This window comes from Stenotrophomonas sp. STEN022 (assembly GCF_056760155.1).
Map to the genome: position 1 here is coordinate 65,303 of NZ_JBRREG010000003.1, position 23,720 is coordinate 89,022.

Consider the following 23,720-nt stretch of genomic DNA (forward strand, 5'->3'; position numbering starts at 1 on the left):
CCCGTTTTCACGAACCCCCGCAAGGCCACGAGTACCAATTCAACCTCGACAGCGACGAAGGCCGGCAGACGCTGGCAGCAATGCTGGCCTTACTGCAGGCCCACGTGCCGTCGCCACTGGCCTCGCCCACGGGGGCATCAAGCAGCGGGTAGCCATCGCCTCGCCCACCCGCCTGCATGAGGGTGCGCCGGCCTGGACCCCGGACGCCGCCACACTCAGACCAGCTTCGCCTCCCGCAGGAGATCCTCCAGATAGGTGCCCCGGGTCTTGGCGATGGCCGCACTGCTGGCGATGCGCGCAAGCCAAGGCAGCTTCACCTCGTCCAGCGGCTTGCGATCGTTGAGGTAGTACAGCGCGCTGAGCAGCACGCGCACGTCGAACATCGACGCAAAGACCTCGGGCACGCCGCGATCCACCCCCAGCAACGTGTACACAGCTTCCATCGCCGTACGCACCGAGTATTCGGTGGTGAACACCGTGTCGTGCTCGGTCTCGGCGAAATTGCCGATGAACGCCAGGTTCTGCGAGCCCTCCGGCACCACCAGCGGCCGGTCGCCGGCCGCGCGCGGCATGAAATAGGACGTGATGTAGGGCATGTTGCACGGCACGGTGCTGGCCGCGTTGTGCGCCAGCTCATCGATCTGGTCCACCGGCACGCCGATGTGGTACAGCCATTCGGCACACAGCTCCGCGCCGGTGCACTCGCGGATCGTCTTCGGCACGTAGTCGCCGGGCTTGTCGGAAAACAGCCCATACAGCCAGACCACCAGTTCCTTCTGCGGATCCTGTTCGGCGAAGTGGGGCTGCCGGCTCATGCTGAAACCGTACAGCCAGCTTGAATCCTGGATGCTGCAGGGGCCACCGGTGACGATCACGCCCGATCGCGGGTCGCGGCCCGTGATCCGTTCGAGATACGGCACGATGCGATCGTCGGTCAGCGTGACCGTCGCGGAGACCGTCCAGTTCGCCTCCGGAATGTTCTCGCAGAACTTCTCCGGACGGCCGAAGGCGGGGTCACGCTCGGCCATTCGCTTCCACAGCGACCATGCGCCGCCGCGGTCGGTCACGATGGACGCCGGCGTATCGTTGTCACCGAACGTGGAGCTTTCGGTGATCGAACCGTTGGTCACCAGCACCAGGTCCTTCGGACCCACGGCGATCTTCTCGGCGACGCCGTCGCTGGTGAGCCGGATCGCGGTCGCGAACTTGCCATTGCCGCTCGCGGTGACCAGCACGTCGTCGACCTGCGTGTTGTAGCGGAAGGTGACGCCCTGTCCTTCCAGATAGGCCACCAGCGGACGGATCAGCGACTCGTACTGGTTGTAGTGGGTGAAGCGCAGCGAAGTCAGGTCCGACAGGGTCGAAATGTGATGGACGAAACGCAGGATGTAGCGCCGCATCTCCACCGCGCTGGCCCATGGCTCGAACGCGAACATGGTGGCCCAGTACAGCCAGAAGTTCGAAGCGAAGAATTCCTCGCCGAACACTTCGTCGATGCGCTTGTCGTCCAGCTCGCTTTCGCGGGTCAGCGCCAGCGCGATCAGTTCCTCCACCGCTCCTGGAGTGAGCGTGAGGTCGGGCATCCGTTCGATCGGCTCGCCGCGGTTGTGGATCGCGCGGCAGGGGTTGCGGGACGGGTCGGTCTTGTGCAGCCAGTACATCTCGTCGAGTACCGAGGCATCGGGCGTATCGAGCGAGGGGATCGAGCGGAACAGGTCCCACAGTGTCTCGAAGTGCGCTTCCATCTCGCGACCGCCGCGGATGATGAATCCCTTGTGCCGGTCGAGGGTGCCGTCCATGCTGCCGCCGGGCAGCGCAAGCTCCTCGAAGATCGTGATCGCACTGCCGGGCATCCGCGCGTCGCGGATCAGGAACACCGCACCCGCCAGCGAGGCCAGGCCGGAACCGACGAAGTAGGCACGGCGGCCCTCCACGCCTTCGGGCTTGGGGGGGCGCGAGAACGCCTCGAAGTTTCCACTGCTCCTGTACATGTCGATCTCCATGGTTGAGGGGTCGATCGCGGCCCCAGCCAGCGATCAGGGAGAACATTCGCAAAGCATCTGATAAGAATGGATGAAGAATCGAACCGACAGACGCGCCGCGCGAATGACGGGTTCGCAGTGCAGGGGCGATCGTGGTGGCGAGGGGGCAGTCGTGGCCGCCGCCCTGTCGCCCGGCAACGGGGCACACCGCGGGTTCCCGGCCGGCAGCGATCCGGTCATACAGAGCTGGCCCCGTCTGTTTGAACAGCCAAGCCGTATCCGATAAGTGGATCGCCTGCCGGTCAAGCTGCCTTCGGCAAAGGCAGCGGTTGGTTGAAGTAGACCTGATCTGGCGTGAGTCGATCAAGCGCGGTGTGCGGCCTTCGCTGGTTGTAGAAGGTCAGGTAGCGGGACAGAGAAGCCTTGGCGTGGCTGACGCTGTCGTAGGCACGCAGGTAGACCTCTTCGTATTTGACCGATTTCCACAGCCGCCCGATGAACACGTTGTCGCGCCAGCATCCCTTGCCATCCATGCTGATGGCGATACCGTGCTGTTTGATCAATCCGGTAAAGGCCTGACTGGTGAACTGGCTGCCCTGGTCGGTGTTGAGGATCTCCGGCGCGCCATGGCGGGCAATGGCCTCCTCCACGGCCTCGATGCAGAAGTCGGCGTCCATGGTGATCGACACCCGCTACGCCAGCACCCGGCGGCTGTGCCAGTCGATCACGGCGGACAGGTAGACGAAGCCACGAGCCATCGGGATGTAGGTGATATCCATCGCCCAGACCTGGTTGGGCCGGTCGATCTTCAGGCTCCGCAGCAGGTACAGATAGATCGTATGCCCCGGATGCCTGCGGCTGGTGTTGGGCTTGCGGTACAGCGCCTCGATGCCCATCCGCCGCATCAGCGTGGCCACGTGCTTGCGGCCCACGGTGAAGCCTTCCTGGTTCAGCAGGTCGCGCAGCATCCGGCTGCCGGCGAACGGAAGCTCCAGATGCAGTTCGTCGATCCGGCGCATCAGCGCCAGATCCTGCGCCGGGACGGGGCGTGGCAGGTAGTACACGCTGCCGCGGCTGATGCCCAGAGCCTGGGCCTGCCGGGTCACCGGCAGAGCATGGATGCGGTCGATCATCGCTTTGCGCTCAGCAAACCCGCTTTGGTGAGCGCGCCTTCTAAAAAATCGTTCTCCAGTGTCAACTCCCCGATCTTGGCGTGCAGGGCCTTCACGTCCACTGGCGGCGGGCCCGGCTCGGCGCCACCAAACGCATCGGCTGCGTTCTCGAGCAGCTGGCTGCGCCACTGCGTGATCTGCTTGGGATGGAGGTCGAACTGCTGGGCAAGTTCGGCCAGCGTCTTGTCTCCCTTGATGGCGGCCAAGGCCACTTTGGCCTTGAAGGCCAGCGAGTGGTTGCGGCGAGGTCGTCTTGCCATGGTTCTGCTCCTTGCGCGGCGATCATCATCGCCTCAGTGAGCAGGAAATCCACCTATCGAGCTGTTCAGATTTCCGGGGCCAGCTCTAAATGTACCTGCCCCCTCTTTCCTCGTGACCCTTTCTCCTCCCGCCCCCTTTTCCGCATACCTATGCCGCTAAAGTGGGGAATCGGCTAGATTGCAAGCGCTGGCAATGACGCCGGCTCGAGAGAAGGAAATTTGGATCAGTCGCGTTCCGTGTGGAATCGCTCTTGCCTGAGCCCGACGTGGGCGGCACGCTTCCCGGATGGAAGCTCTCTTCACACAAGCATTGGGTCTGAGTCCGCCATGGGCGGTGGTTTCGGTGGATTTCCGGCAGTCTGAGGGTGCCATCCACTTTGTTGCGGTGGAGTGCCAGGCCAAGCGGCTGGCGTGTCCGGCGTGCGGTGCAGCCGACCAGCCGATCCACGACCGGATCAAGCGACGCTGGCAACACCTGCACTTCTTCCAGTTCCGGGCGTTCATCCATGCCCCTCTGCCCCGGGTGGCCTGTGCGGCATGTGGCAAGACCGGTCAGGTCCAGCCGCCATGGGCGCGGCCCGGGTCCGGCTTCTCGTTGGTGATCGAAGCATTCGTGATCGCGCTGTGCCAAGCGATGCCGGTGGCGCACGTGGCCCGACTGGTGGGGGTGTCGGACGATCGGGTCTGGCGGCTGTTGCGGCATCACATCGACCAGGCGCGTGCGCGGGAGGACTATAGCACGGTCAAGCGGGTGGGCGTGGACGAGACCAGCAGCCGGCGCGGCCAGCGCTATATCACCTTGTTCCACGATGCCGATGCGGCCCGATTGCTGTTTGCCACGTCCGGCCGCAACGCGGCGACCTTCAGCGAGTTCATCGCCGACCTGCAGGCCCATGGCGGTGATGCCGGAGCGATCAGCGACCTGAGCATGGACATGTCCAGGGCGTTCCAGGCTGGCGCCGCCCGGCACTGCCCGCAGGCGCGAGTGACGTTCGATCCCTTCCACGTGGTGGCGCTGGCGGGCCGGGCGCTGGACCAGGTGCGGCGGGCGGAGGTAAAGGCCGAGCCTGACCTCAAGGGCAGCCGCTGGGCGCTGCTCAAGGACTCCGAGCGCTGGAGCTACAAGCAACTGTGCACCATGCACTGGCTGCAGCGCAGCGGCCTGAAGACGGCGCGCGCCTGGCACTTAAAACAGGCACTGCGACGCCTGTACGCAGCGGGGCTGTCGCCGGAAGAAGCCGACCACCAGCTGGACCGTTGGATCAGCTGGGCACGCCGCAGCCGCCTGCCGCCGTTCAAGCGTCTTGGCGCGACCCTGCGCGAGCACAAGGCCGGGATCATCGAGCACTTCCGGAGTGGCCTCACCAACGCCAGCGTGGAGACGATGAACGCCCAGATCCAGGCGGCCAAGGCGCGGGCGAAGGGCTATGCCACCCACGAGAACCTGATCGCGATCGCCTACCTGTTGTGCGCCAAGCTCAAGCACTTGCCGCGCAATCCATGGTTGGCGCCGGCGGCGGCATGATCAGGTCAGTTCCACAGGGATCGCGACAGAGCCCTCAAATAGGAATGGCGCGAGAGGAAACCGAGTCAAGTTTCAAAAAGCATGGGCATGTGATAGCCCCGTCAGTTATTGATAAACGTGCTGTATCGAGCTGCGATGCAGTCCAGCGAAGTACCCGGCTGGAGTTGTCGCAAACAAACAGCTGCGGCTGATCAACGCCATTGACGAGTTGCTTCATGCTCAGCCCAAACCGAATGGCGCAGAGATATTGTCAGTGGCGTAGAGGGGCACACAGTCTCGGTCGTAGAGTGCCGTCAATCTAACGGAGGCCATTCGGGTGCCCGCAATATCCTGTACGATTCACGCGCTTGACAATTGAGCTGGCGATGGATTGAAACGCACGGAAAATATGATCATGAATGCTCCCATTCGAATCGATGCCCTAACGCTTCAGACGTTCATTGAACGAGCCGACCTCCTGCATGCAGCGGCGACATCTCCAGCAGATTGTGGGCGGGTCGATGTACGGCAAGAGTTAGATGCCTTGCGTATAAGGCTGACGGCGCAGCGCGACGAATACCTCCAGCCGTGGTTCGTCCTGCTCGACGAGAGTATTCAGTTTTTTATCCAGTTCGAGCGGTATTTGTACGAAGTTCCACTTGACAGCAACCTGATGGGATACGCAGTAACAGTGTCAAGAATAAAACGAGACATTATTTCTATCCGAGAGCTGCTTGCGATTGGTCAGGATATCGCAGCAAACGTCCTTGCTCGTACCTTCGTAGAAAACATGGAGATCGCGATGGCCCTGGCGTTGAATGCGGAAACCTGTAAAGCCTTCGCTGAAACGGACGATACGAACGCTTTCTGGAATAAGTACATTGGATACGGTCGTGTGTATGAGCAGCTACTCCAGTACGCTGGTGCGTGCGACGTTGACCAGGTGCATGCAACTAAACTAGTAGAACGGCATCGGGAAGCAAAAAAACGCTTCTCGGAGAGTACGCATGGAGGGCGGAATTCCTCCTTGTTTGGAGCCTTCAGTCCTTCGCTAACCAACTCAGATGAGGTACATTTTCTGTCGCTAGGTGCACACACTTGGCAGACGCAGTTCTTGGCGCTTTTCGTAGCGCAGGAAACACAAGCCTTTGCGGGATCTATGGTCAAAGGAATGATGCGACCCAACCCCCTCCATCTTTACAAGGCCTTCAGGACCACCGGACGCTTTATGAACGCTGCCGCTTCGGCCCATGTCCTACAAGAACTGGTCGGGCGCTACGAGGAGTCTCTCCATCTACGCATGCGATACCCTGATGGGCAGGCTTGCTAGTCCAGAATAGGGTATGGGATGTTGGTGGGGGATTAACCCAATAGCAGGTGTCCGTTTTTGAGGTTTTTAAACGCGTGTCGTAAGAGATTCATAAAAAGGATCTATCGGTGAGAGGATCACAGAAAGGGACCTGTCGGCAAGGGGGCAGCTCGATTTAAAAATATCTCAGAACCTTAATACTCCAATGAAGCAGGAATTCCTTGCTTCGCGTGGCTTTTTTGCGCTTGCGCTACTGTATTGGGTGGTAGATATGAAAGATAAATCTGAGTTTCTATACTGCGTCTTCATCGTTGCTGCGGCTATTTTATCGGCCGTAGCTCGATGTTCATTCACTCGGCCTGACCAGCTTGGTCGGGATTCTTACGATTAAATCAATAATCCAATATTGACCACAAGGCCCGGCATTGTCCGGGCCTTGTGCGTTATGCGGCTTATAAAGGGAGATTAAAATGCATCACGTCGAAACGATGGCCTATACAGGGCAGGTGCCTTGGCACGGTATTGGGAGCCAGTTAGCGCCAGGACAGTCCATTGAAGTATGGCGCGAACGCGCTGGGATGAACTGGTCGCTGGAAGAGGCGGAAGTGCGCTTCGCCGCAGAGGGTGCGGATCAGGAGCCGGATCGGCCATTTCCGGGGCAGAAGGTGCTCTATCGCTCCGATACGAAGCAACCGTTGGCAGTGGTCTCCAAACGCTATCAGGTCGTCCAACCTGCCGAGATCCTTGAGTTCTATCGTTATCTGACCCGGCATAGCGGGTTCGAGCTCGAGACGGCGGGTGTATTGCGGGAAGGGCGCAAATTCTGGGCTCTTGCACGTACGGGTCAAGGTGTGGCCTTGAAGGGGCAGGACCAGGTCAATGGCTATCTTCTGTTGGCCACTGCTTGCGACGGCACGTTGGCAACGACCGCGCAGTTCACGTCTGTACGCGTGGTTTGCAACAACACCTTGCAGATCGCAGTGGGTGACAATGCTGGAGCCATCAAAGTGCCACACAGGAGCACTTTCGATGCCGATAGGGTCAAGAGCCAGTTGGGTATCGCGGTTGAGAGCTGGCACAGCTTTGTTGATCGTATGCGCATGCTCTGTGACACACCTGTTGATCCGGATGCCGTCGATACGCTCCTGCGTAAGGTTTTGACCTATCCAGTAGCCCAGCTTGGAAAGGAAGTGGTGAACGAGCAGGCTGTGGCCAAGGTTCGGGCGTTGTATGACGGGCAGGGGAGGGGATCCAGTTTGAAAACTAGCCGAGGCACGGCTTTTGGTCTTTTGAACAGCGTCACCGAGTTCGTTGACCATCATCGGCGCGCACAGAGTGTTGAAAATCGGTTGGATGCGGCGTGGTTTGGTCAGGGGGCCTTGCTGAAGCAGAAGGTCTGGGACGCGCTGTTAGGGGAGGTTGCATGACTTGCGTAGCACATCCTGTTTGTTTTGCGGTCCCTGCCGTAGATAGGGCATGTGTCGATGAAGAAGCGACCATTGCTATGGCACTGCGGATCCTTGAAGGCCGGGCGGTAAGCGTTGGGCCTTTGCTCAGCGAGCCAGATGTTGCGGGGAGGTTTTTTCGACTGCGTTTGGGTACCGAGACCAGGGAGCACTTTGAGGTCGCGTTCTTGGATACGCGCAATCGATTGATTGCGGTTGAGCGGCTGTTCTCAGGTTCAATCGACGGTGCAGTGATCCATCCGCGGGTCGTGGTCCAGCGGGCATTGGCTCAGAACGCTGCAGCGGTTCTATTGGCCCACAACCACCCTAGCGGACATTGCGAGCCCTCCGCAGCGGATAGAGCCATCACCTTGCGACTAAAAGAAGCACTGGCGTTGGTCGAGGTGAGGGTTTTGGATCACTTCGTTGTAGCTGCAGGCCGAAGTACGTCCATGGCACAACTCGGAGACCTTTAGGGTCCCATCGAGGGAATCAATATGAGCGAAAAAGAAAGGCTTTGGTCTGCGACCAAAGCCGCCCAGGCGCGTGCCAAAGCGAAGGACCTCGACCGTCAGGCGAGGGAACTCGAGAGATCGGCAGAGCTAGGAGACTGGAGGCAACGAGCGAGGATCGGAGAGGCGGCAAGCAGGCTTCGTCTTAGGGCTGGGACCTATCTGATCGAGGCGTTACGCATTGAAGAGATAGAGGGATATTAGTGCTCACGAGCGTGGAGACTCCAATCCTCTCGGCCAAGTTGCTCAATTGAGAAGGGAACCAGGCGAGACATCGAGAGCCTTCGCGATTCGTTCAATGTTGTAGATCGTCACGTTCTTCTCGCCGCGCTCAATCATGCCGACATAGGTCCTATGGACGCCGGCGGCTTCGGCTAGCTGTTCTTGAGACATCCCGCGCTCCTTCCTCAGTCGCCGAACATTGGCGGCGAAGATGGTTACCAACCGAGTTTCATGAGCTGCCCGAGCCATGGGCAGATGGTCTCGGTTTGAATACTACAATTCGACATACTAAGATTAGCATCGGTAGGTGTCTGGGCTGCTCATAGCAAGGCCTTCGCTTTCCCTACCGCCTTTCAAACGAACAGGGGAACCGTGTGACAAAAGCTGTTTTCGCCAGCGCAATGCTGGCATGCATCCTTCTGGCCGGCTGCGCAGCGGGCACGCCCGGTTGTGGGGATGCGGGTGCCTTGGATGTTCTCGATCGTGCGATCGAGATGGAGGTCGAGAAGTATGCGCCGCAGACGCGGCGCGGAACCGCGGATGAGTTCATGGGGATCCTCGATACCTATGAGATCACCAACATTCGGACCATTAGCTACGACGAGACAGTCGATAGCTATCGATGCGATGCGCGTATCACTTATGTCCATCAGGACCGTGAACGGTCCGTGGACTTCACTTATCGGGTCGATACCGATCAAGGGGACGGCAACATCCTGGTTGAGTACCAGAACAAGATGCTCGCCCCGATCCTCAGCTATGCCATGGGCTTTTGAAACAAGCCCTTCACATCTTCTTTTATCTCAATGGAGCTATACCAAAATGGGCGTCTTGATCTACACACTTGCATTGATCTTCTTCATCATCCCCATTAGCCTTCGGGCCTATCTGAGTCTTAAGAAGGGGCGTCTTCCGCTTCCCACCTTTCAGAACAACGTGGTAGTTAATCGAGTAAAGGTACGAAAAAGCCTTGGTGTTCTATCACCGATAGTGTTTTGGGTTTTTCACGTGTTCTTTCTGCTTTACGCAATCTCGATTGAAGCTTGGATGTCCGCTTTGGCCGTCATCGTATACATGGTCATCAGCCCGTTCCTGTCAGGTCAGATCAAGGCACGGCAGATTGGTGTTCTGACCGAAACAGCTGGTCCGACGAAGGGGGTAGACCAAGCGCCTTAAACAGCACTGTCCAGAATAACTGACCTGATGAACGCTGGGGCTCAGGCACTGGCCAGATAATAAATAAACAACGGTTAAGGAGAGGAATATGAAAGGAAAACTGCTCGTCATTAGCTTGGTCATCACGGTGCTTGCAGGCTGTGATGGCACTTTGCAAAGTGAAACTGGCAAAAACGATGCACCGCCTGTCGCAGCTGTTGAGACGGCCCCTTCGCCCGACGCTGCACCGGTGAATGAAGCCAAGGTCGAAGACGTTCGTAAGCTTCCATTGGATGAGCCGATTTTGGTCGATCAGCTTGTCAAGTTCGATACTGCATTCAAGAGCGGTGATGCTGATGGCTATGACTACACTTTTGACAGCAATGCTCGCTTTCTCGAAAAGTATCCAATCTGGACCGATTTGGATTGCCAGGTCGACGAACAGCGGTCGGAGGCGATATGGTGCGCCTACGGTCGCATGGGTGAACCCGAAGATAGCCAGTTGGAGGGGCAGTTGATCTTTCTGGCAAACGCTGATGTGCTCGCGCTGGATCTGCGGTGTTCACAAGTGCTTTGCATTAACCAAGAGGGGCACCCGGTTGGTGTAATCCAGCCGCAGATGCGGCAGTGGATCTCGGTAAACTGCAGTCGAGCGGCGAACTTGCACCTGACGTGCAATTGATACAGGGGGCAGCAGCCATGATTATTGAACTACCCTTTCGCCATATGGAATGTCTGACAATTTTTGTGACAGGGGTGCTAGTCGGATTACTCGCGAGCACTCGACGTGGTTGCTGTAAACTGTGAGCGGTTTTTGCAAAATACCTTAACTGTTGTCATTAGTCGCTAACGATGGGTGCTATTTCAATTAGGCGATCGACCATCAGAACTGCCCGGGCGAGTACGTAAGTGCTCGCCCGGGACATACGCATCCTGTAGTTTTTGCAATTTTCCAGCGGTCGATCCGGTTTTGAGCAGCAGAACGGGAGCTGAGCTGCGCGCTCTTAGTTGTTCGAGCCGTTGGTCGTTAGCACGGTTCAGCAAAAGCGCGGTTCAGCAAAAAGAATGACATTGCTTGGGTGGCCTCTCACCTGCCAAGACCCCCGCGCTAGAATAGCTAGGACAATCTAGTTTGGTGGGGGGGGATAATGCGCATTGGAATTGATTTCGGGACCAGCTACTCCGCTGCAGCCGCAGTTGTCGATGGGGCTGTCAAACTCATTGAATTCGAGGGCAATTCTCAGTTCCGGACGACAGTCTTTTTCCCTCATCAGCTTCCCAATCTCCAGGATTTTGTCCTCACCGATGAATTGCAGGCGCAGGCCCAACGCCTCGCAGCCGAGCTTAAGGCCGACCAATCCAGAGAGCTGGCACGTATCGCAGCGCTGCGCCGGGATGCTGAGCGCCTCACCGAGCAAGAGCGCAGCAATGCTTTGGCTATGATTCCCACCCTTAAAGCCCAGGGTGACTCTAGTTTTTACGATGCGGCGGTGGGCTCTGTCCGGCGCGATTGGGCTAGGGGGGAGGTTATAGCTGCTCGCGCACAGTCAGCAAGCATCAAGGACGCATTGTATGGCGAGGAGGCGATGAAGGCCTTCATGCGATCTGGCGAAGGACACTTGGTGGTGTCGCCGAAGTCGATGCTCGGTTATGCCTTGCTCCCCAGCGCTCGTGAGACGCTTCTGAGCATTTCCACGCATATCTTGTCCTACATCCGGGAGACCGCCTCGGCCCAACTCGGAACGGACGTGCGCAAGGCTGTGCTCGGTCGCCCCGTGGCTTTCCGCAGCTCCCAAGGGGAGGCGGGCAACGAGATGGCCCTATCCATCCTTACCGACGCGGCGATGGCTGCCGGTTTTGAAGAGGTCAGTTTTCTTGAGGAGCCGGCAGCAGCAGCCTTCGAGCACCACCGCCAAGTTGAGTTGCCAACTCGGGTGCTGATCTTTGACATCGGTGGCGGTACCACCGACATCGCCATGGCCCGCGTTGGTGGAGATTTACCAGCGCCTGAGATCCTAGCTTCCTGGGGCGAACCGAGAGGTGGCACCGACGTTGATCTCGAGCTGAGCCTGAAAGGTGTGATGCCGCTGTTTGGCAAGCATGTCACCTCAACCCCGGTGCACTTCTACGCTTGGGCAGCTAGTGTTCACGATGCGAAGCAGCAGCGTGACTTTCAGGTGGCCGACTTCTGCCTGATCGATGAGCCATATCGTGCGAGATTGGTGGCACTTCAGTGCCCGGGCCATACAGTGCGGCTTAATCGCTCCGTGGAACGGGCTAGGATCAACCTCGGATCGGATTCGCGCCGCCGGCTCAAACTCAGCTATATAGAAGACGGGCTTACTTGTCCGTTAGATCACCAACTCCTTGAGCAAGCATCCGAAGACCTTTCGCAGCGGCTCGAGCAACTCTTACGCACTGCCAAGGAGCAGGCATCCTGCGCACCAGATATTGTGCTGCTGACAGGGGGCATGTCCCAGGCGGCCATGATTCCCTCCTTGGTCGAAAAGGTGTTCCCGGGGATCCCCATTTTCCGCGGTGATGCATCGTTGGCCGTGGTCACCGGTCTGGCATGGGCTGCAGGCGCCGATGGTGGTGCCCAAGCGTGAACGCGAGTGTATTTCTGACTCATGATTGGAGGGCAAATAGGACGACCGAACGCTCGGGCGTGCCGTGTCCGGTAACAGTCACGCAGAACGATAGCCCTTAGTAAGCCCAAGAGCGTCAAACTGACCCTCTCTTGTCCTGTTTTCCTTAAGATCGACCTCGAGCGGTCCCTGCGCTGCACGCGCAGGCGTACGGCGAGACCGCTGATGTGACGACGTTGATCCAGCATGTACTCGCAGCCTTCATGGCGTGGGTCGAGAGTTCGACGAACCCCTGCTCTGGCAGCCTCCATCTTCAGTTTTTGTGACTTCGCCGCATGCGTTCTTTGTTCTACGACGGCCCCCGAGCGTCGTTCGGTGCCACCCAACGCATCGATCGAAAGTGGCCCGCGGTCGATCGGTCCCCCCGCGGGCTATCGCGTCGGCCACTTGAAGCGGCATTGGTATCCAGTGACGCCAAGTAATGCTGGGCTTTACCCCGGAAATCGCGGACGGTTGTAGCCGGATCGAGAGCTTCCGGTCTTGCCTAGCTAACGCGCCGCGTTCGACGCCAATTACGACTCCCTGAGGTGGTCCGTAGATGTCACCTTGGGCAACTTCCGCGATGCCTATATTGGTGAATTCAACGGACGCGGCTCCCTTGTGGATTGTTTTATGAACGGGACAGGTGGTGTAGAAGAAATGCTCGAGCGTCTCCGCTACCAATTCGACTATCACGTATATGGCCGCGACGCGTTGCGTGGCGAGGAGGTGGCCGCACCCAACAGATACTACTAATGGAATATCAAAGATGAGTACACTCAATTTCGACCCTATTGACCTGGCTCTACTGGGCGCTGGCTGGAGTAGCGCATCCGTGCCGCTGACTGTAGAGGATTGTTCCTTCCTGCACGAAGTGGCGATCATGTTGGCCATCGTCTACACCGAGTTAGCTGGCGTTGACGGCTACCCAGGCGTGTTTGGTTATGAAATCTCCGAGCCGTTGGGTAAGACACTGGCGCAGGAGAACAAACCTGACCTGCGGCTGGCCGAGCAACTCGTCCGCATCTGGATGGCAGAAGAAATGGGGCGCTAATGACCTGCAAGTGATCTGTATCGCCGTGATGCATCGGCATCCGATCCAAAGCATACGACCCGTGGTAAGCGAAGGTCCCTATGATCTTGACGCAGATGGGGCAACAGCCCTTGCGGCGTAGACGGCGGATTGCGCCTGCTTATTTGCGCTGTTGTCGCAGCAGAGTGATCCAACTGGCAATGATGGCCTGCTCGAAGAGCCAGATCAGCGGCCATTGTTGGGCCGAAAGTCAGCTTTCTGACACCGGGCAGACGCGTGAGGCGACGCCTGTGGGCACCAGTGCGACCGTAACGTACAAGGTGGGAGCGTGCCCGAAATCGGTACGGCTTTGATCTGGAAGGCGTCGTTTCAAGAAGTGACGGGACGATAAGTGGATGCGATCGGGGAACTTAGCGTTCCAAAAAGGACGCGAAAAGCGATGTAGCGGGAGGAGGCGGATTTCTCCTCGACGACGAATCGTTCGCTGGCTGTGCTAACTATTTGAAATAAGACAAAAAGAATACTTTTCGATAGCGCGGCGCGCTGGCTGCGAAACGGGGCGATTGCAAAAAAACATGAAAGAAACTTAAGTGCATTCGATTGCTCAAGCAGATCAAATGCATCCCGGTAGGCGACGTCCTACCGGGAACCGGCCGGATCCCTTTTCAGTACAAACCACATCAAAGGGATTCAACTATGCAAATCAGCCAGTACCGCCCGGGCCCAATTGTGGGCCGCAATAAAGCCACGCTCCAGATCGCGCCGGCGATTGATGCCTCTGCCGTATGGCCGAGTTCGCCAACTTTGCGTCTGAAGGAACTGCTCAAACTGCTTTCGGTCAGCCGAAGCAAGGCATATGAACTGATGAAGACCGATCCAGACTTCCCCAAGGGAGTTCCGCTATACGACAGCGAGCAATCGCCAAAGTTCTATTGGACACACGAAGCCATTGCGTGGGTTCAGGGCCGCACCAACAAGTGCCGCAATCAGTTGGGGGGGAACTGATCATGAGCGCTTTTAAAGAAGTGTTGGCTGACGAGCGCAGTGCACTTGAGAAACTGAAGATCGCATTGGAGCAGGTATCGGCGAGCGGCAGGAACAAGCTCGAATCCGATTTCATGGAGGCCTATCCGCTCTTGGAGCAGCACTTGGCAGGCAAGAGGCGTAAGAAGCCAGTGATGGAAAGGTTCAACGGAGCATACGGACATCAACTGAGTCTGATCCAGTTTCGTAAGTTGTTGAACAGCGAGCGTCAACGTAGGCAGATGTGTGGTGAGCCGGTGGCGTGTGCTACCTGCGGGAAGCCATTGGATGAGGCCGCAGATGTAGTTGGTACTGCGGGCATCGAGGAGGAAGCACGATGAACAACATGCTCCCCCGAATGGCACCGGCCTATCCGATGGCTGCGTTTCTCGTCGTAGCTAGAGAAGCAGGGAACGAACTGCTTCGCAATGTGCAGGCGCCGGATGCGTTGATCGGTATGGGTCTAATCAATGCCATCTCGATGGCTTGTCAAGGCCTGATCGATGTGAAGCTACCAACAGGGCAGGTGCGCCCAGTGTCACAGAATTTGCTGCTGATCGCTGAGTCAGGCGAGCGCAAGTCGACGGTATCGTCGTTGTTGCTTGCTCCCTTCCGCGCGGCTGACAGCTTGGCATTGTCTCGCCATAAGCAGCAGATCGAGCAGTACCAGGCGGAGCTCGGATCTTGGCAGGCCAAGGGGAAAGGATTGCGTAGCGCAATCTCCAAAGCAGTTGCGAAGGGCAAGTCGACGACGGAGCTGGACAGTCAACTACTTGAGCATGCTCGGTCCAAGCCGAATAGGCCGCCTCTTCGTCACTTCCTCCGGCAGGACATCACGGCTAAAGCAGTGATGGAAGCAGTTCAGGGGGATGGTGAGTCGATTGCGATAACTACCGATGAAGGACACTTGCTTTTCAAGGGCGAAGCCATGTCGCACGTGGGGCTGCTAAACCGTCTTTGGGATTCGCCGGAAATGTTGCCTTTGGACCGTGCTCAGGATGAGCACCTAGTGGCAATGAATCCTCGCGTCTCGGTAAGCATCATGACCCAGTACGCGCCATTGAAGCAGTTTCTGGACAGGCGGGGATCGGTTGCGAAGGGAAGTGGTCATTGGGCGCGATATCTGGTGGGATACCCGCGCTCGACGATGGGGTTTCGCGGCGTAACAGATAGTGAGCTCGAATGGAGCCACTTGCTAGTCTTCCAGGCGCGAGTTCGCGGGCTCTTGGACACGTACCGAACAATGATGGAATCGGGAACTGTTACTCGCGAACAGATCGGGTTCTCGCCTGATGCAAAGGCGCGCTGGTTGGAGCTGGCCAGTCAAACGGAAGCGATGTTGCGCCAAGGCGAATACCTGAGCGATATCAACGATTTCGCATCCAAAGTGATGGAGATCCTTGGGCGACTTGCTGCAGCCATGCACTATTTTGGCAACGAAAGCGGAGATATAACGCTCGATACGCTCAATCGTGCGTTCGAGATTGTTCGGTGGCATATCGATGAGTACAAGAGCTTGTTCTCGCCGCAATTTATTGTCTCACAGGACCAAGTGGACGCCACTGCGGTCGCAAGGTACTTACGTACACGTGTCTGGCTAGGCCAAAACTCGAACACATTTGTGCCAAAAAACCACGTCCTTCGTAATGGGCCGGTACGTGATCGCGCCCGATTCGGCATGGCCTTGGAATTGCTTGTCTCCAGGGGGGCTCTTTGGATTCACAGGGACAATCGAACCAAGGCGACACACCTACAATTGGCAGATGGTTATTTCAACAGCGTAGGAATGTAGGCTTCCGGCGTCAGTCCAGGGCCCCGGCGACAAGCCGGGGCTTTTTCAGAAAATGTCATTCAAACATCATGCGATTCTGCGACAAAGTCGCAGAATCGCATGCTTTCGATCAAGCCTCAGGCTAGTTTACTGGGTTCGCCTGTTCCGTACCGTTCACGCGGAATTGAACATACTGTGCCTTCTCGGCCTCGGCCATGCCTTGAACGAACTGTTGGCCCAGGTGGCGCTCGGCATGCCGCTCCACGCCTTGTTCGCGCAGGCTGCGCGGATCAACCCGGGCATCGTAACCGTGCTGCGCTAGTGCTCTGTTTTGGGTTTCAGCTACTAGCTTGCGCATCTCCTTTACCTGCTGACGTAGTTCCAGTGGACTTTTACCTCCGCTATCCTTGCGGCAACCGCCAGCGCTCGGTTGCTTCGGGTTGTAACGTGAGAACATCCCCGCTGGAGTGCGATCGAGTCCATCCGGAATTCTATCCGAACACATCAGGTGGATGTGTGGGTTCGCAATGCCGCCAAGCTTCCCCTCTGGCGCGTGGATTGCGTATAGATACGGCTTGTTCCCGACTAGGTTTCCGACCAGTTGCTCCGCCAGATCAATTAGTTGCAACACGTTCATTTCGTTTGGCAGGGCAATCTCATGCTCGCGGTAAGCTGCGCCATTGGCACGCTCATGCTGGTCTGCCATGCGCCAGAACTGGTTGGGATCGGTTGCGGACCAGCCCGGCATGTTGCCGTAGCTGACATGGATCAAGTCGTCACGAGTGCTATGCGAGCCTTTTCGCTCAATGTACTTGGCGTGGCGTTGCGCACTGCCCTTCTTGCCGCTTTTGATGCTGTAGTGGAAGCTTGCCATCTGTGATCACCTTTTCTCTTTAGACAAGAAAAAGCCGTCAAGATCATTCTTGACGGCTGTCGTGAAGAGGGCCTCTCAGTTACCAATTGGGCACACGATAAGAAACGGTAAGTGCGCGTGCTCTTTCCATCTCCTATCCTCCGCATCAGTTCGGTGATCTGTCTGTGCTATCGGACTGTTGGCTCCATCTCCATAGAGATAGGGTCGAGTGGGTGAAAATTTACATCTTTTTAGTCGCGTCCTAGACTAGGAATCCAGTCATACCTAGTATTCTCCTTGCCATGTAGTGCGACAAAGGTCTGAGCAGCTTCCACCATATGACTTTGGTACAAGGCGGTCAGCTTGGGGATCAGAACGAGATTAAGTGACGTGTAGATTGCGGATAGAAGCTTCGCTTGCGCAGTTTGCAAGGACTGGTGCGAGCGCATCACGGTTGCTTGATTGAGCAGCGCATGGGTATACCAAAGCGTCCTTTCCGAATAGATGAACCATGCCATGGGTGGCATGGGCTCTAGTTGCTCACCTTTTCTATTGATGAAAGCATCAAGTTGCTTTTGAGGGGGTACGAGCTTTGAGCTATATCGCCGCGATGTCTTCGGCTTTGACTTCATCTTTCGTTGATGCCTGACGGAACAGAAAGCCGCAACGATGTGCACGACCGCGATGGGATTCGGGTTTTCATCGCTCGGTAGCTTGATCGACTCTAAATATGCGGCGAGTGCATACTTGGCTCTGATGGCGTCCTGCTTCTCGAGGATGTCGCTGGCTCTATACTTAAACGTGGTAACTTTTTTTACCAGTCGGGCAATTTCCTTTGCATTGTCAATGCAGAATTTCGGCACGTCAGCGAGTGACATGAAAGGGGTGTGGCCTTGGATGGAAACACCATGCACCGGAGGAATCGATTTGCAGAGTTCACTTAAATCTACCTGCATGTTTCCTGGTATTCTGTCATTCGGAATCGTGCGGTTCGTGGTGATCTCGAAGTTCAGCATATGCAGAAACTCAAGCGATCTAAGGTAGACATACGTAGAAATGTGCAGGCGTTTCTCCTTTTCCGCAGGGGTAACCGTGCGCATGAACTCTTCCGTCTTCGCGGTCAAATATGCATCAGCTTCGAGCAGGAGGTTGGCATCTTCAACGATATGGAGGTGGGTGAGAAGTACTTCGTCGATCGCTTCGTTTGTTCCTAACCAATAAGCGTGAGGAGTATGCTGCGGATTGAATAAGGCATCGATATGCTCCTTCTCTTCTTTAAATATTTCACGCTCTAGCTCAAAGATGATGTGGCGTTTAGCTTCTAGAACCTTTCCACTCTCTTCTGTTGGAGGGAGAGTAAGTATATTCATGGCGACTTCGGAATCTGCACCTGGTGGCTCAATAAGGCCGATTAGATGCATGCCTTTTTTAAAGGTGTTTAAATAAAGGCTCTTGATGGTCTTGATGTCGGCGAGAGGGTGTTTCTCAGTTACGCTCTTTAGCGGCTTGCCCGAAATGGATCGAAGGAGTCGTAGGACCGTGTCGAGCTGATTGATGCTCATCACACTGCCTCCCGAGTAGTCTTCGTTTGTCGTCTTTTCATATGTGAGCTCATCCATCAGATCTTTGAGAGTTGCTGTCTGGGAATCGCCATTGGTATGGGTATGGTTGTCACCAAAGTCAAAGCGGGATGGGCGCTTTGTGGGAGAAGTCATTGCTTGTCCAAACTCCTGAAGCTTTAATTGCTGAAACGATTAATCCAATTATGGAATCTCATGATTCCATTCATTGCTAAGAGAGGCAGGATGCGGAGTTTCCTGCTTGTACTGGACGCCCGTTCGACAAGGGCGACGCATTGTATTGTAGTCAACAGGGGGGATGGCGGGCTCCACCGAGGTGAGTGTGGAGGACTAAGGGATTGTAGAGCCCGTCGAAGTAGTTGGACATGTTCGAACGCGCAAACGCTCCTGCCCGCTGGAAAGAGGGCTTGGTACGTGCGTGAGCTCTTCAATCAGACCAACCTGCAGATGCGCGGGCGTCCTACAGCATCCCATGCGCCCTTGTTTGACGTAAGTAGCCAGTTCCTAATTGGCGTAAATAAGGGGTTTGATCAGACGCGGCTTTCCTCGGCAGTAGCTGAGAACAATGCGCGCACTAACTTGGATGCTGTATTTATTTCAGTGTAACGAGATGGTTCTGAGGACGTACATTTACGCGCCGTGCTAGATAGATGGGTACGGCGGGTAGAAGTTCTTTCGTTGCCTGCGGGCGTACACATGCTTAGCTATCCCATTGAGACTTGGCTGGGATGGAAAGCCGACTGGGTGACTTTTAGTGCCAGTGCGGTGCATTCGTTCGATGAAATTTGAGCGTGTGCAGATTTTTATGTAAACGGGATTCGGGTTACAGCTGAGGGAGTCGCCCCTCAAGCTGGATGGTAAATCGGTTCAGGGCTGCCTTCCAATCACGGATGGGTAAGGTCCATCGTTTACTGATGTTGCGCAACGCGAGGTAGAGCAGTTTGATGAGAGCTTCGTCGCTCGGAAACGCGCCGCGGTGCTTGGTTAGTTTTCGTAGCCCCATGTTCACCGACTCGATTGCGTTGGTTGTATAGATGACCTTACGGATCTCGGGTGGATAGTCGAAAAATGGGGTTAACCGTGTCCAGTTACGCCGCCAAGACTGGCCAATCGGCAGGTACTCCTTGTCCCAGCGTGCCTCGAACTCGGTGAGCCGTTGCTCAGCTTCCTCGGCGGTGGCGCAGGTGTAGATGCGCTTGAGGTCGGCCGCCACTTCTAGTCGCCACTTCCACGACACATAGTTCAAGCTGTGCCTGACCATATGCACGATGCATAGTTGCACCGTGGTGTACGGAAACACTGCCTCGATAGCCTCAGGGAAGCCCTTCAGGCCGTCGACACAGGCGATGAAGATGTCTTGCACGCCACGATTACGTAGCTCCGTCACCACTTGCAACCAGAACTTCGCACCCTCGGTTTGGGCCAGCCACAGGCCCAGAACTTCCTTCTCACCGCTCATCGTTATACCGATGGCCAGGTAGACCGCCTTGACTCGAACTGCACTGTCTCGAACTTTGACGTGGATGCAGTCCAAGTACACGATCGGATAGACCGGATCGAGCGGGCGCGCCTGCCACGCCTTGACCTCATCCACCACTGCGTCTGTGACCGATGAAAGTAAGCTCGGCGACACCTCGGCCCCGTACATCTCCTCCAGGTGTGCCTGGATCTCGCGCACGGTCATCCCTCGTGCGTACAGTGACAGGATCTTGTCGTCGAACCCACTCCAACGGGTCTGGTGCTTCGGAATTAGCTTGGGCTCGAAGGTGCCTTGGCGATCGCGTGGCACCTCGATAGGCAGCTCACCAAACTCACCCTTGAGCGTCTTGCGACTGCGGCCGTTGCGGGTGTTGCCAGCACCGTTGGCCACCGGCTCGTGCTTCTCATGCCCCAAGTGCTCGGTCATCTCTGCATCGAGCGCCTTCTCTACCAGCAGCTTGGTCAACTGCTTTAGCAAGCCGTTCTCGCCGATCAGGTCCTCAGGTCTCTTGTAGTTAGCCAACAAGCTGCTCAGCAACTCGTTGGGTACTTCATGTTTTCGTGAACTCATGGTAGCCCCAGGTCAGATGGCAGTTTCCTGCCGGTGACCCGTTTACACAAAATCTAGGACAGGCCCGGATGCGGCCAGAAGCTGTCGTTCGTCTGTCTAGAGCATCTCGGGCGACTCAAACATCAGCAAACGATGGACCTTACCCATCCGTGATTGGAAGGCAGTCCTGAACCGATTTACCATCCAGTTTGAGGGGCGACTCCCTCAGCTGTTACCCGAATCCCGTTTACACAAAATCTGCACACGCCCAGCACTGAAGGGAAAGTGCTCTGGCACACGCAGTGGTGGCACTGCATCGGGGATGTGAAGCGGGCGGAAAGCCTGGGCCCGGTGATCGAGAACTCGATTGCGCAGGTGCTGGGGGACAGCTACGACGTGGGGGCGACCGAGCCATTGCCGACTGCAGTGATCGTGGCCGGCATCAAGGCGGCGTACAAGCACTAGGCTGCGGCGCACTTTGGGATTGAGACCGGAGCGGAGAGCGGGGGCTAAACCAGTCCCTGCAGGCTGCTTTCTTGAGCCACACCGAGTTCTACCAGCCAATTGGGGACAGGCAGCAAAGATGGGCGCGGTCTGTCACTGCTCAATCAATGTCGTCAGTTCATCCTTCTTTGCGTCAGTTGGTACTACGGCCGCTTCGCAGGCGCGCTGTACCAGCGCATCTATTGCCTCCTCATCTGCTTGCTCACAGCAAGCAAATGCTCGGGCTGCAGCTTGACGTACGGCCTCGAGTTTGCTGACGCGGTCGCCAGTCGAGAGGTCTTGCACTTCATTTTCCATGGAGTGGACGAGCTCTTCCAGGAGCTGGAAATGAGGGGAGGAGGCCATCGGCGGTACAGGTATGAAAGACGGTATTTGAAACCTCCGGCCGCCGTCCCGCAAGAGGGGCATGCGACCGGGCGGCTGGCCATGCTTGGCAGAGGGGAGGCGAAAGGCATTTTGCCCCTACTAGAATCGGGGGTCGCTCTTCGACCAGGTGCGGAAGGTGGCCCGCATTTCATTGAGCACGATCTGGCAGCTGCAACGCCGCCGAGTAGCAGCCTGTTCCATAACGTCCTCAAAGGCCATCCAGAACCCATCGCCCAAACCGTAGCGCTCGAAGGCTTGGCGCAGCGCGGTCAGCTCATCGTCCGATAGGCATCCGTCGTTGGAACGGTCTGGCAGGCGCTGATCAGGGGGACGGAACGGCCGGCGCTTCTGGCCGATCAGAGGAACTGAGGGTCCTCCCTAGCCCACTTCCGGAAAGCGTTCCGCATTTCTTCGTTCACGATATTTCGGTCGCACCCAAGCCTGTTGGTGGCTGCATCAAGGATGTCGGTATAAGCGAGCCAGAACCCATCCCCGGTCCCGTACCGCTCAAACGCGAGCCGCAGCTGGGCAAGCTCGGACAGAGTTAAGCACTGAGTTGAAGTGTGCTCGTTCATGAAAGGTGCCAGGCGGTCGGACCGGAAAATCCTATCACCGGGTCTGGCGCTGTTGCCAGAGGTGAGCGGGCAGCTGAGGCGAAGGTGTCGAGGTAAGTTCTAGACTACCCGCCCCCGCTCTTTGGGCAAAGAATTCCAGCGTAGTCGGGTTGAGATCGATGGCAGGAAAAACCCATGACTGTTTGGACGATGGGGTACTCAACGGGCACGTGGGGCGCTTTTATCGATGTTCTGCAAGCCAACCAAATCGACTCAGTTCCGGGTGTCAGACGGTTTCCTGGCTTCCGAAAGTTTCCTTGGTTCGGCAGCGACGCGATGAGTGCGCAATTGCCTCGGGAAGGCATTGGCTATCATTGGGTTCCCGGCTAGGGGGCGGCGAACAGTGCAGTCAAGGTCGGCGAACGGCGGGTGGAGGAACTCATCGTTTCAGGGCTACGCAGACCACATGGCCAGCGCAGGGTTTGCTGATGGGCTTGAACAAGCCTTGGCTGCTGCCGCGAGAAGTCGGACGGCATTGATGTGTGCAGAGCTACTGTGGTGGCGCTGCCATCGGCGGTTGATTTCGGACCTTCTAGTGCACCGGGGTCACCAAGTGCTGCATATCCAGACCGAACGAGCACCGGACCCGCACAGACTCAATCCCATGGCGCAACGGGCGGGTGAGGGCCTTATATATCCCCCATTTGCAGCTCGGCTTGCTTTAAGAGCAACCCAGCCGAGCTCCTGGCCGAGGGCGCAGAAATGGTTGACTGAACTGAGGGCGGGGGCCATGATCCGAGGCATCTACTGGGGAGTAGCACCGTGAGCCCGGTACGCCGGGCTCTTTTTCTCTACTGTTATTCAAAAAGCTTCATCGAACGCGCTGTCTGTTCGAGCCAACTCTTTAAACGCACTCTTGACCATGTCTGTCACTTCCTTCCCGGAACAATCGCTTCTTTGAGTAACCGCTTCTGTGATGATATTGAAAGTAATCCAGAAACCGTCACTTGCCCCATAGAGCTTGTAGGCACTCTGGATCATTTCCAACTCGGTTTCTGTGAGGCACGGTTTCATCGTTCTTGGCTTGCTTCGATAACACACTGATAGGCAGGGAGCCATGAAGGATTGTGGTCGAGTGGGGAAGTTGCGTGTGTGAATACCTCACGCTTCACCCTCTGCATTACTCGTTGAATGCTTATGAGGATGGCCGCTTCTTCCCGATGACCTTGGACTCCGTCTGCAATTTTCGCTGCTAAATCAGCCAAGCCCTCGAGCAACGCCTGACGCTCGTTAGACGCCAATGCTGTGCAGGTGGCGACGAGATGGTGGGCTGAACGATCAAAGTCTGATCGAAGAGCAAAGTAGTTAAAAGAACGCGTAACCATGATTTGGCCCCACAAGCGCTCCCCCCCAGCATGGACCAGCGAGGGCGGGGATGCAACTTTGGGTGCTGTAATTTCGCGTAGGGGCTCCCGCAAGACCAGTACCACGTGCCAAAGTTCCGACCCTGCTGGTCACAGGCCGAGGCCTTCATCGGCCAGAAGGGCAGCGCGCTCGCGACGCTGGAACGCGAGGTCTACAGCTTCCTCAAGGAGCGGCTCCCCAATCTGAAGCACAAGGGTGCGATCGCCTTCGAGAATGTCCCCGTCGTCCTCAGCAAAGGCTACGTAAAGGCCTTCGGTTCATCGCCTTCCGTCGGCGCCTATGCGCTGGACTTCTGACGCACGGAGACGGGCCTCGATGCTGGTGCTGCCGGTGCAATTTTCTACGTGCTGGTGGCCGACCTCGATGGCGAGGCCGATGCGCGGGAAACCGTAGA

22 protein-coding genes and 2 pseudogenes are annotated in these 23,720 nt (G+C 57.0%); 16 read left to right on the top strand and 8 right to left on the bottom strand.

The window, feature by feature from the left end; translation table 11 throughout:
- Window positions 1-215 precede the first annotated feature (215 nt).
- Together ACVOMF_RS01620 and ACVOMF_RS01625 are read right to left on the bottom strand one after the other, a co-directional pair.
- Window positions 216-1,991 carry an oleate hydratase gene (locus tag ACVOMF_RS01620; protein ID WP_481507731.1) on the bottom strand — a complete coding sequence of 592 codons (1,776 nt, stop codon included), beginning with the start codon at window positions 1,989-1,991 and terminating at the stop codon, window positions 216-218.
- A 293-nt stretch (window positions 1,992-2,284) separates the two neighbouring features.
- Window positions 2,285-3,414: pseudogene (locus ACVOMF_RS01625) on the bottom strand (IS3 family transposase).
- A 286-nt stretch (window positions 3,415-3,700) separates the two neighbouring features.
- Here ACVOMF_RS01625 and ACVOMF_RS01630 point away from each other — a divergent pair.
- From ACVOMF_RS01630 to ACVOMF_RS01645, 4 genes are all read left to right on the top strand, one after another.
- Window positions 3,701-4,939 (top strand): ISL3 family transposase, encoded by a 1,239-nt coding sequence (locus ACVOMF_RS01630; RefSeq protein WP_481507732.1) that lies wholly within the window; start codon window positions 3,701-3,703, stop codon window positions 4,937-4,939.
- A 394-nt stretch (window positions 4,940-5,333) separates the two neighbouring features.
- On the top strand, window positions 5,334-6,248 hold the full coding sequence (locus ACVOMF_RS01635) for a hypothetical protein (RefSeq protein WP_481507733.1): 915 nt from the start codon (window positions 5,334-5,336) through the stop codon (window positions 6,246-6,248).
- Window positions 6,249-6,697: 449 nt separating this feature from the next.
- Window positions 6,698-7,654, top strand: coding sequence for a DUF932 domain-containing protein (locus ACVOMF_RS01640; RefSeq protein ID WP_481507734.1), 957 nt, complete (start codon window positions 6,698-6,700; stop codon window positions 7,652-7,654).
- 77 nt (window positions 7,655-7,731) lie between these two features.
- Window positions 7,732-8,148 (top strand): JAB domain-containing protein, encoded by a 417-nt coding sequence (locus ACVOMF_RS01645; protein ID WP_481507735.1) that lies wholly within the window; start codon window positions 7,732-7,734, stop codon window positions 8,146-8,148.
- A 282-nt stretch (window positions 8,149-8,430) separates the two neighbouring features.
- On the opposite strand, the gene ACVOMF_RS01650 is transcribed toward ACVOMF_RS01645, so the two are convergent.
- Window positions 8,431-8,655, bottom strand: a complete 225-nt coding sequence (locus tag ACVOMF_RS01650) for a helix-turn-helix domain-containing protein (RefSeq protein WP_481507736.1) — start codon at window positions 8,653-8,655, stop codon at window positions 8,431-8,433.
- Window positions 8,656-8,780: 125 nt separating this feature from the next.
- On the opposite strand from ACVOMF_RS01650, the gene ACVOMF_RS01655 reads away from it, so the two are divergent.
- The 9 genes from ACVOMF_RS01655 to ACVOMF_RS01695 all read left to right on the top strand — a co-directional run bounded on the left by ACVOMF_RS01655 (window position 8,781) and on the right by ACVOMF_RS01695 (window position 16,036).
- Window positions 8,781-9,182, top strand: a complete 402-nt coding sequence (locus ACVOMF_RS01655; RefSeq protein ID WP_481507737.1) for a hypothetical protein — start codon at window positions 8,781-8,783, stop codon at window positions 9,180-9,182.
- A gap of 46 nt (window positions 9,183-9,228) precedes the next feature.
- Window positions 9,229-9,582 (top strand): hypothetical protein, encoded by a 354-nt coding sequence (locus tag ACVOMF_RS01660; RefSeq protein WP_481507738.1) that lies wholly within the window; start codon window positions 9,229-9,231, stop codon window positions 9,580-9,582.
- Window positions 9,583-9,670: 88 nt separating this feature from the next.
- Window positions 9,671-10,243, top strand: coding sequence for a hypothetical protein (locus tag ACVOMF_RS01665; RefSeq protein WP_481507739.1), 573 nt, complete (start codon window positions 9,671-9,673; stop codon window positions 10,241-10,243).
- A 466-nt stretch (window positions 10,244-10,709) separates the two neighbouring features.
- On the top strand, window positions 10,710-12,170 hold the full coding sequence (locus tag ACVOMF_RS01670; RefSeq protein WP_481507740.1) for an Hsp70 family protein: 1,461 nt from the start codon (window positions 10,710-10,712) through the stop codon (window positions 12,168-12,170).
- 585 nt (window positions 12,171-12,755) lie between these two features.
- Window positions 12,756-12,944 (top strand): hypothetical protein, encoded by a 189-nt coding sequence (locus ACVOMF_RS01675; protein WP_481507741.1) that lies wholly within the window; start codon window positions 12,756-12,758, stop codon window positions 12,942-12,944.
- A gap of 13 nt (window positions 12,945-12,957) precedes the next feature.
- A complete protein-coding gene (locus ACVOMF_RS01680) occupies window positions 12,958-13,242 on the top strand; it encodes a hypothetical protein (protein ID WP_481507742.1) in 285 nt (94 codons plus the stop codon).
- 675 nt (window positions 13,243-13,917) lie between these two features.
- Window positions 13,918-14,226 (top strand): AlpA family phage regulatory protein, encoded by a 309-nt coding sequence (locus ACVOMF_RS01685; RefSeq protein WP_481507743.1) that lies wholly within the window; start codon window positions 13,918-13,920, stop codon window positions 14,224-14,226.
- 2 nt (window positions 14,227-14,228) lie between these two features.
- Window positions 14,229-14,585, top strand: coding sequence for a hypothetical protein (locus ACVOMF_RS01690; RefSeq protein ID WP_481507744.1), 357 nt, complete (start codon window positions 14,229-14,231; stop codon window positions 14,583-14,585).
- Complete coding sequence (locus ACVOMF_RS01695) at window positions 14,582-16,036, top strand: YfjI family protein (RefSeq protein ID WP_481507745.1); 1,455 nt, start codon at window positions 14,582-14,584, stop codon at window positions 16,034-16,036. Before ACVOMF_RS01690 ends, ACVOMF_RS01695 begins: the two co-directional genes overlap by 4 nt.
- Window positions 16,037-16,157: 121 nt before the next feature.
- On the opposite strand, the gene ACVOMF_RS01700 is transcribed toward ACVOMF_RS01695, so the two are convergent.
- The 3 genes from ACVOMF_RS01700 to ACVOMF_RS01710 form a co-directional block, all read right to left on the bottom strand.
- A complete protein-coding gene (locus tag ACVOMF_RS01700) occupies window positions 16,158-16,889 on the bottom strand; it encodes a MobA/MobL family protein (protein WP_481507746.1) in 732 nt (243 codons plus the stop codon).
- Between the two features lie 230 nt (window positions 16,890-17,119).
- Window positions 17,120-18,583 carry a hypothetical protein gene (locus ACVOMF_RS01705; protein ID WP_481507747.1) on the bottom strand — a complete coding sequence of 488 codons (1,464 nt, stop codon included), beginning with the start codon at window positions 18,581-18,583 and terminating at the stop codon, window positions 17,120-17,122.
- Between the two features lie 688 nt (window positions 18,584-19,271).
- Entirely contained in the window at window positions 19,272-20,498 is a 1,227-nt protein-coding gene (locus ACVOMF_RS01710) for an IS256 family transposase (protein ID WP_481507748.1), read from the bottom strand.
- 303 nt (window positions 20,499-20,801) lie between these two features.
- Here ACVOMF_RS01710 and ACVOMF_RS01715 point away from each other — a divergent pair, with 303 nt between their 5' ends.
- Window positions 20,802-20,942 carry a hypothetical protein gene (locus tag ACVOMF_RS01715; RefSeq protein WP_296251559.1) on the top strand — a complete coding sequence of 47 codons (141 nt, stop codon included), beginning with the start codon at window positions 20,802-20,804 and terminating at the stop codon, window positions 20,940-20,942.
- Window positions 20,943-21,074: 132 nt separating this feature from the next.
- Here the strand turns inward: ACVOMF_RS01715 and ACVOMF_RS01720 are convergent, their stop codons facing one another.
- Complete coding sequence (locus ACVOMF_RS01720) at window positions 21,075-21,326, bottom strand: hypothetical protein (protein WP_296251558.1); 252 nt, start codon at window positions 21,324-21,326, stop codon at window positions 21,075-21,077.
- Window positions 21,327-22,111: 785 nt separating this feature from the next.
- Here ACVOMF_RS01720 and ACVOMF_RS01725 point away from each other — a divergent pair.
- Window positions 22,112-22,727, top strand: a pseudogene (locus tag ACVOMF_RS01725) (DUF488 domain-containing protein).
- Window positions 22,728-22,762: 35 nt separating this feature from the next.
- Here the strand turns inward: ACVOMF_RS01725 and ACVOMF_RS01730 are convergent.
- Window positions 22,763-22,942, bottom strand: coding sequence for a hypothetical protein (locus ACVOMF_RS01730; RefSeq protein ID WP_156455860.1), 180 nt, complete (start codon window positions 22,940-22,942; stop codon window positions 22,763-22,765).
- Window positions 22,943-23,391: 449 nt separating this feature from the next.
- Here ACVOMF_RS01730 and ACVOMF_RS01735 point away from each other — a divergent pair, with 449 nt between their 5' ends.
- Entirely contained in the window at window positions 23,392-23,622 is a 231-nt protein-coding gene (locus ACVOMF_RS01735; RefSeq protein ID WP_481507749.1) for a hypothetical protein, read from the top strand.
- Window positions 23,623-23,720 lie beyond the last annotated feature (98 nt).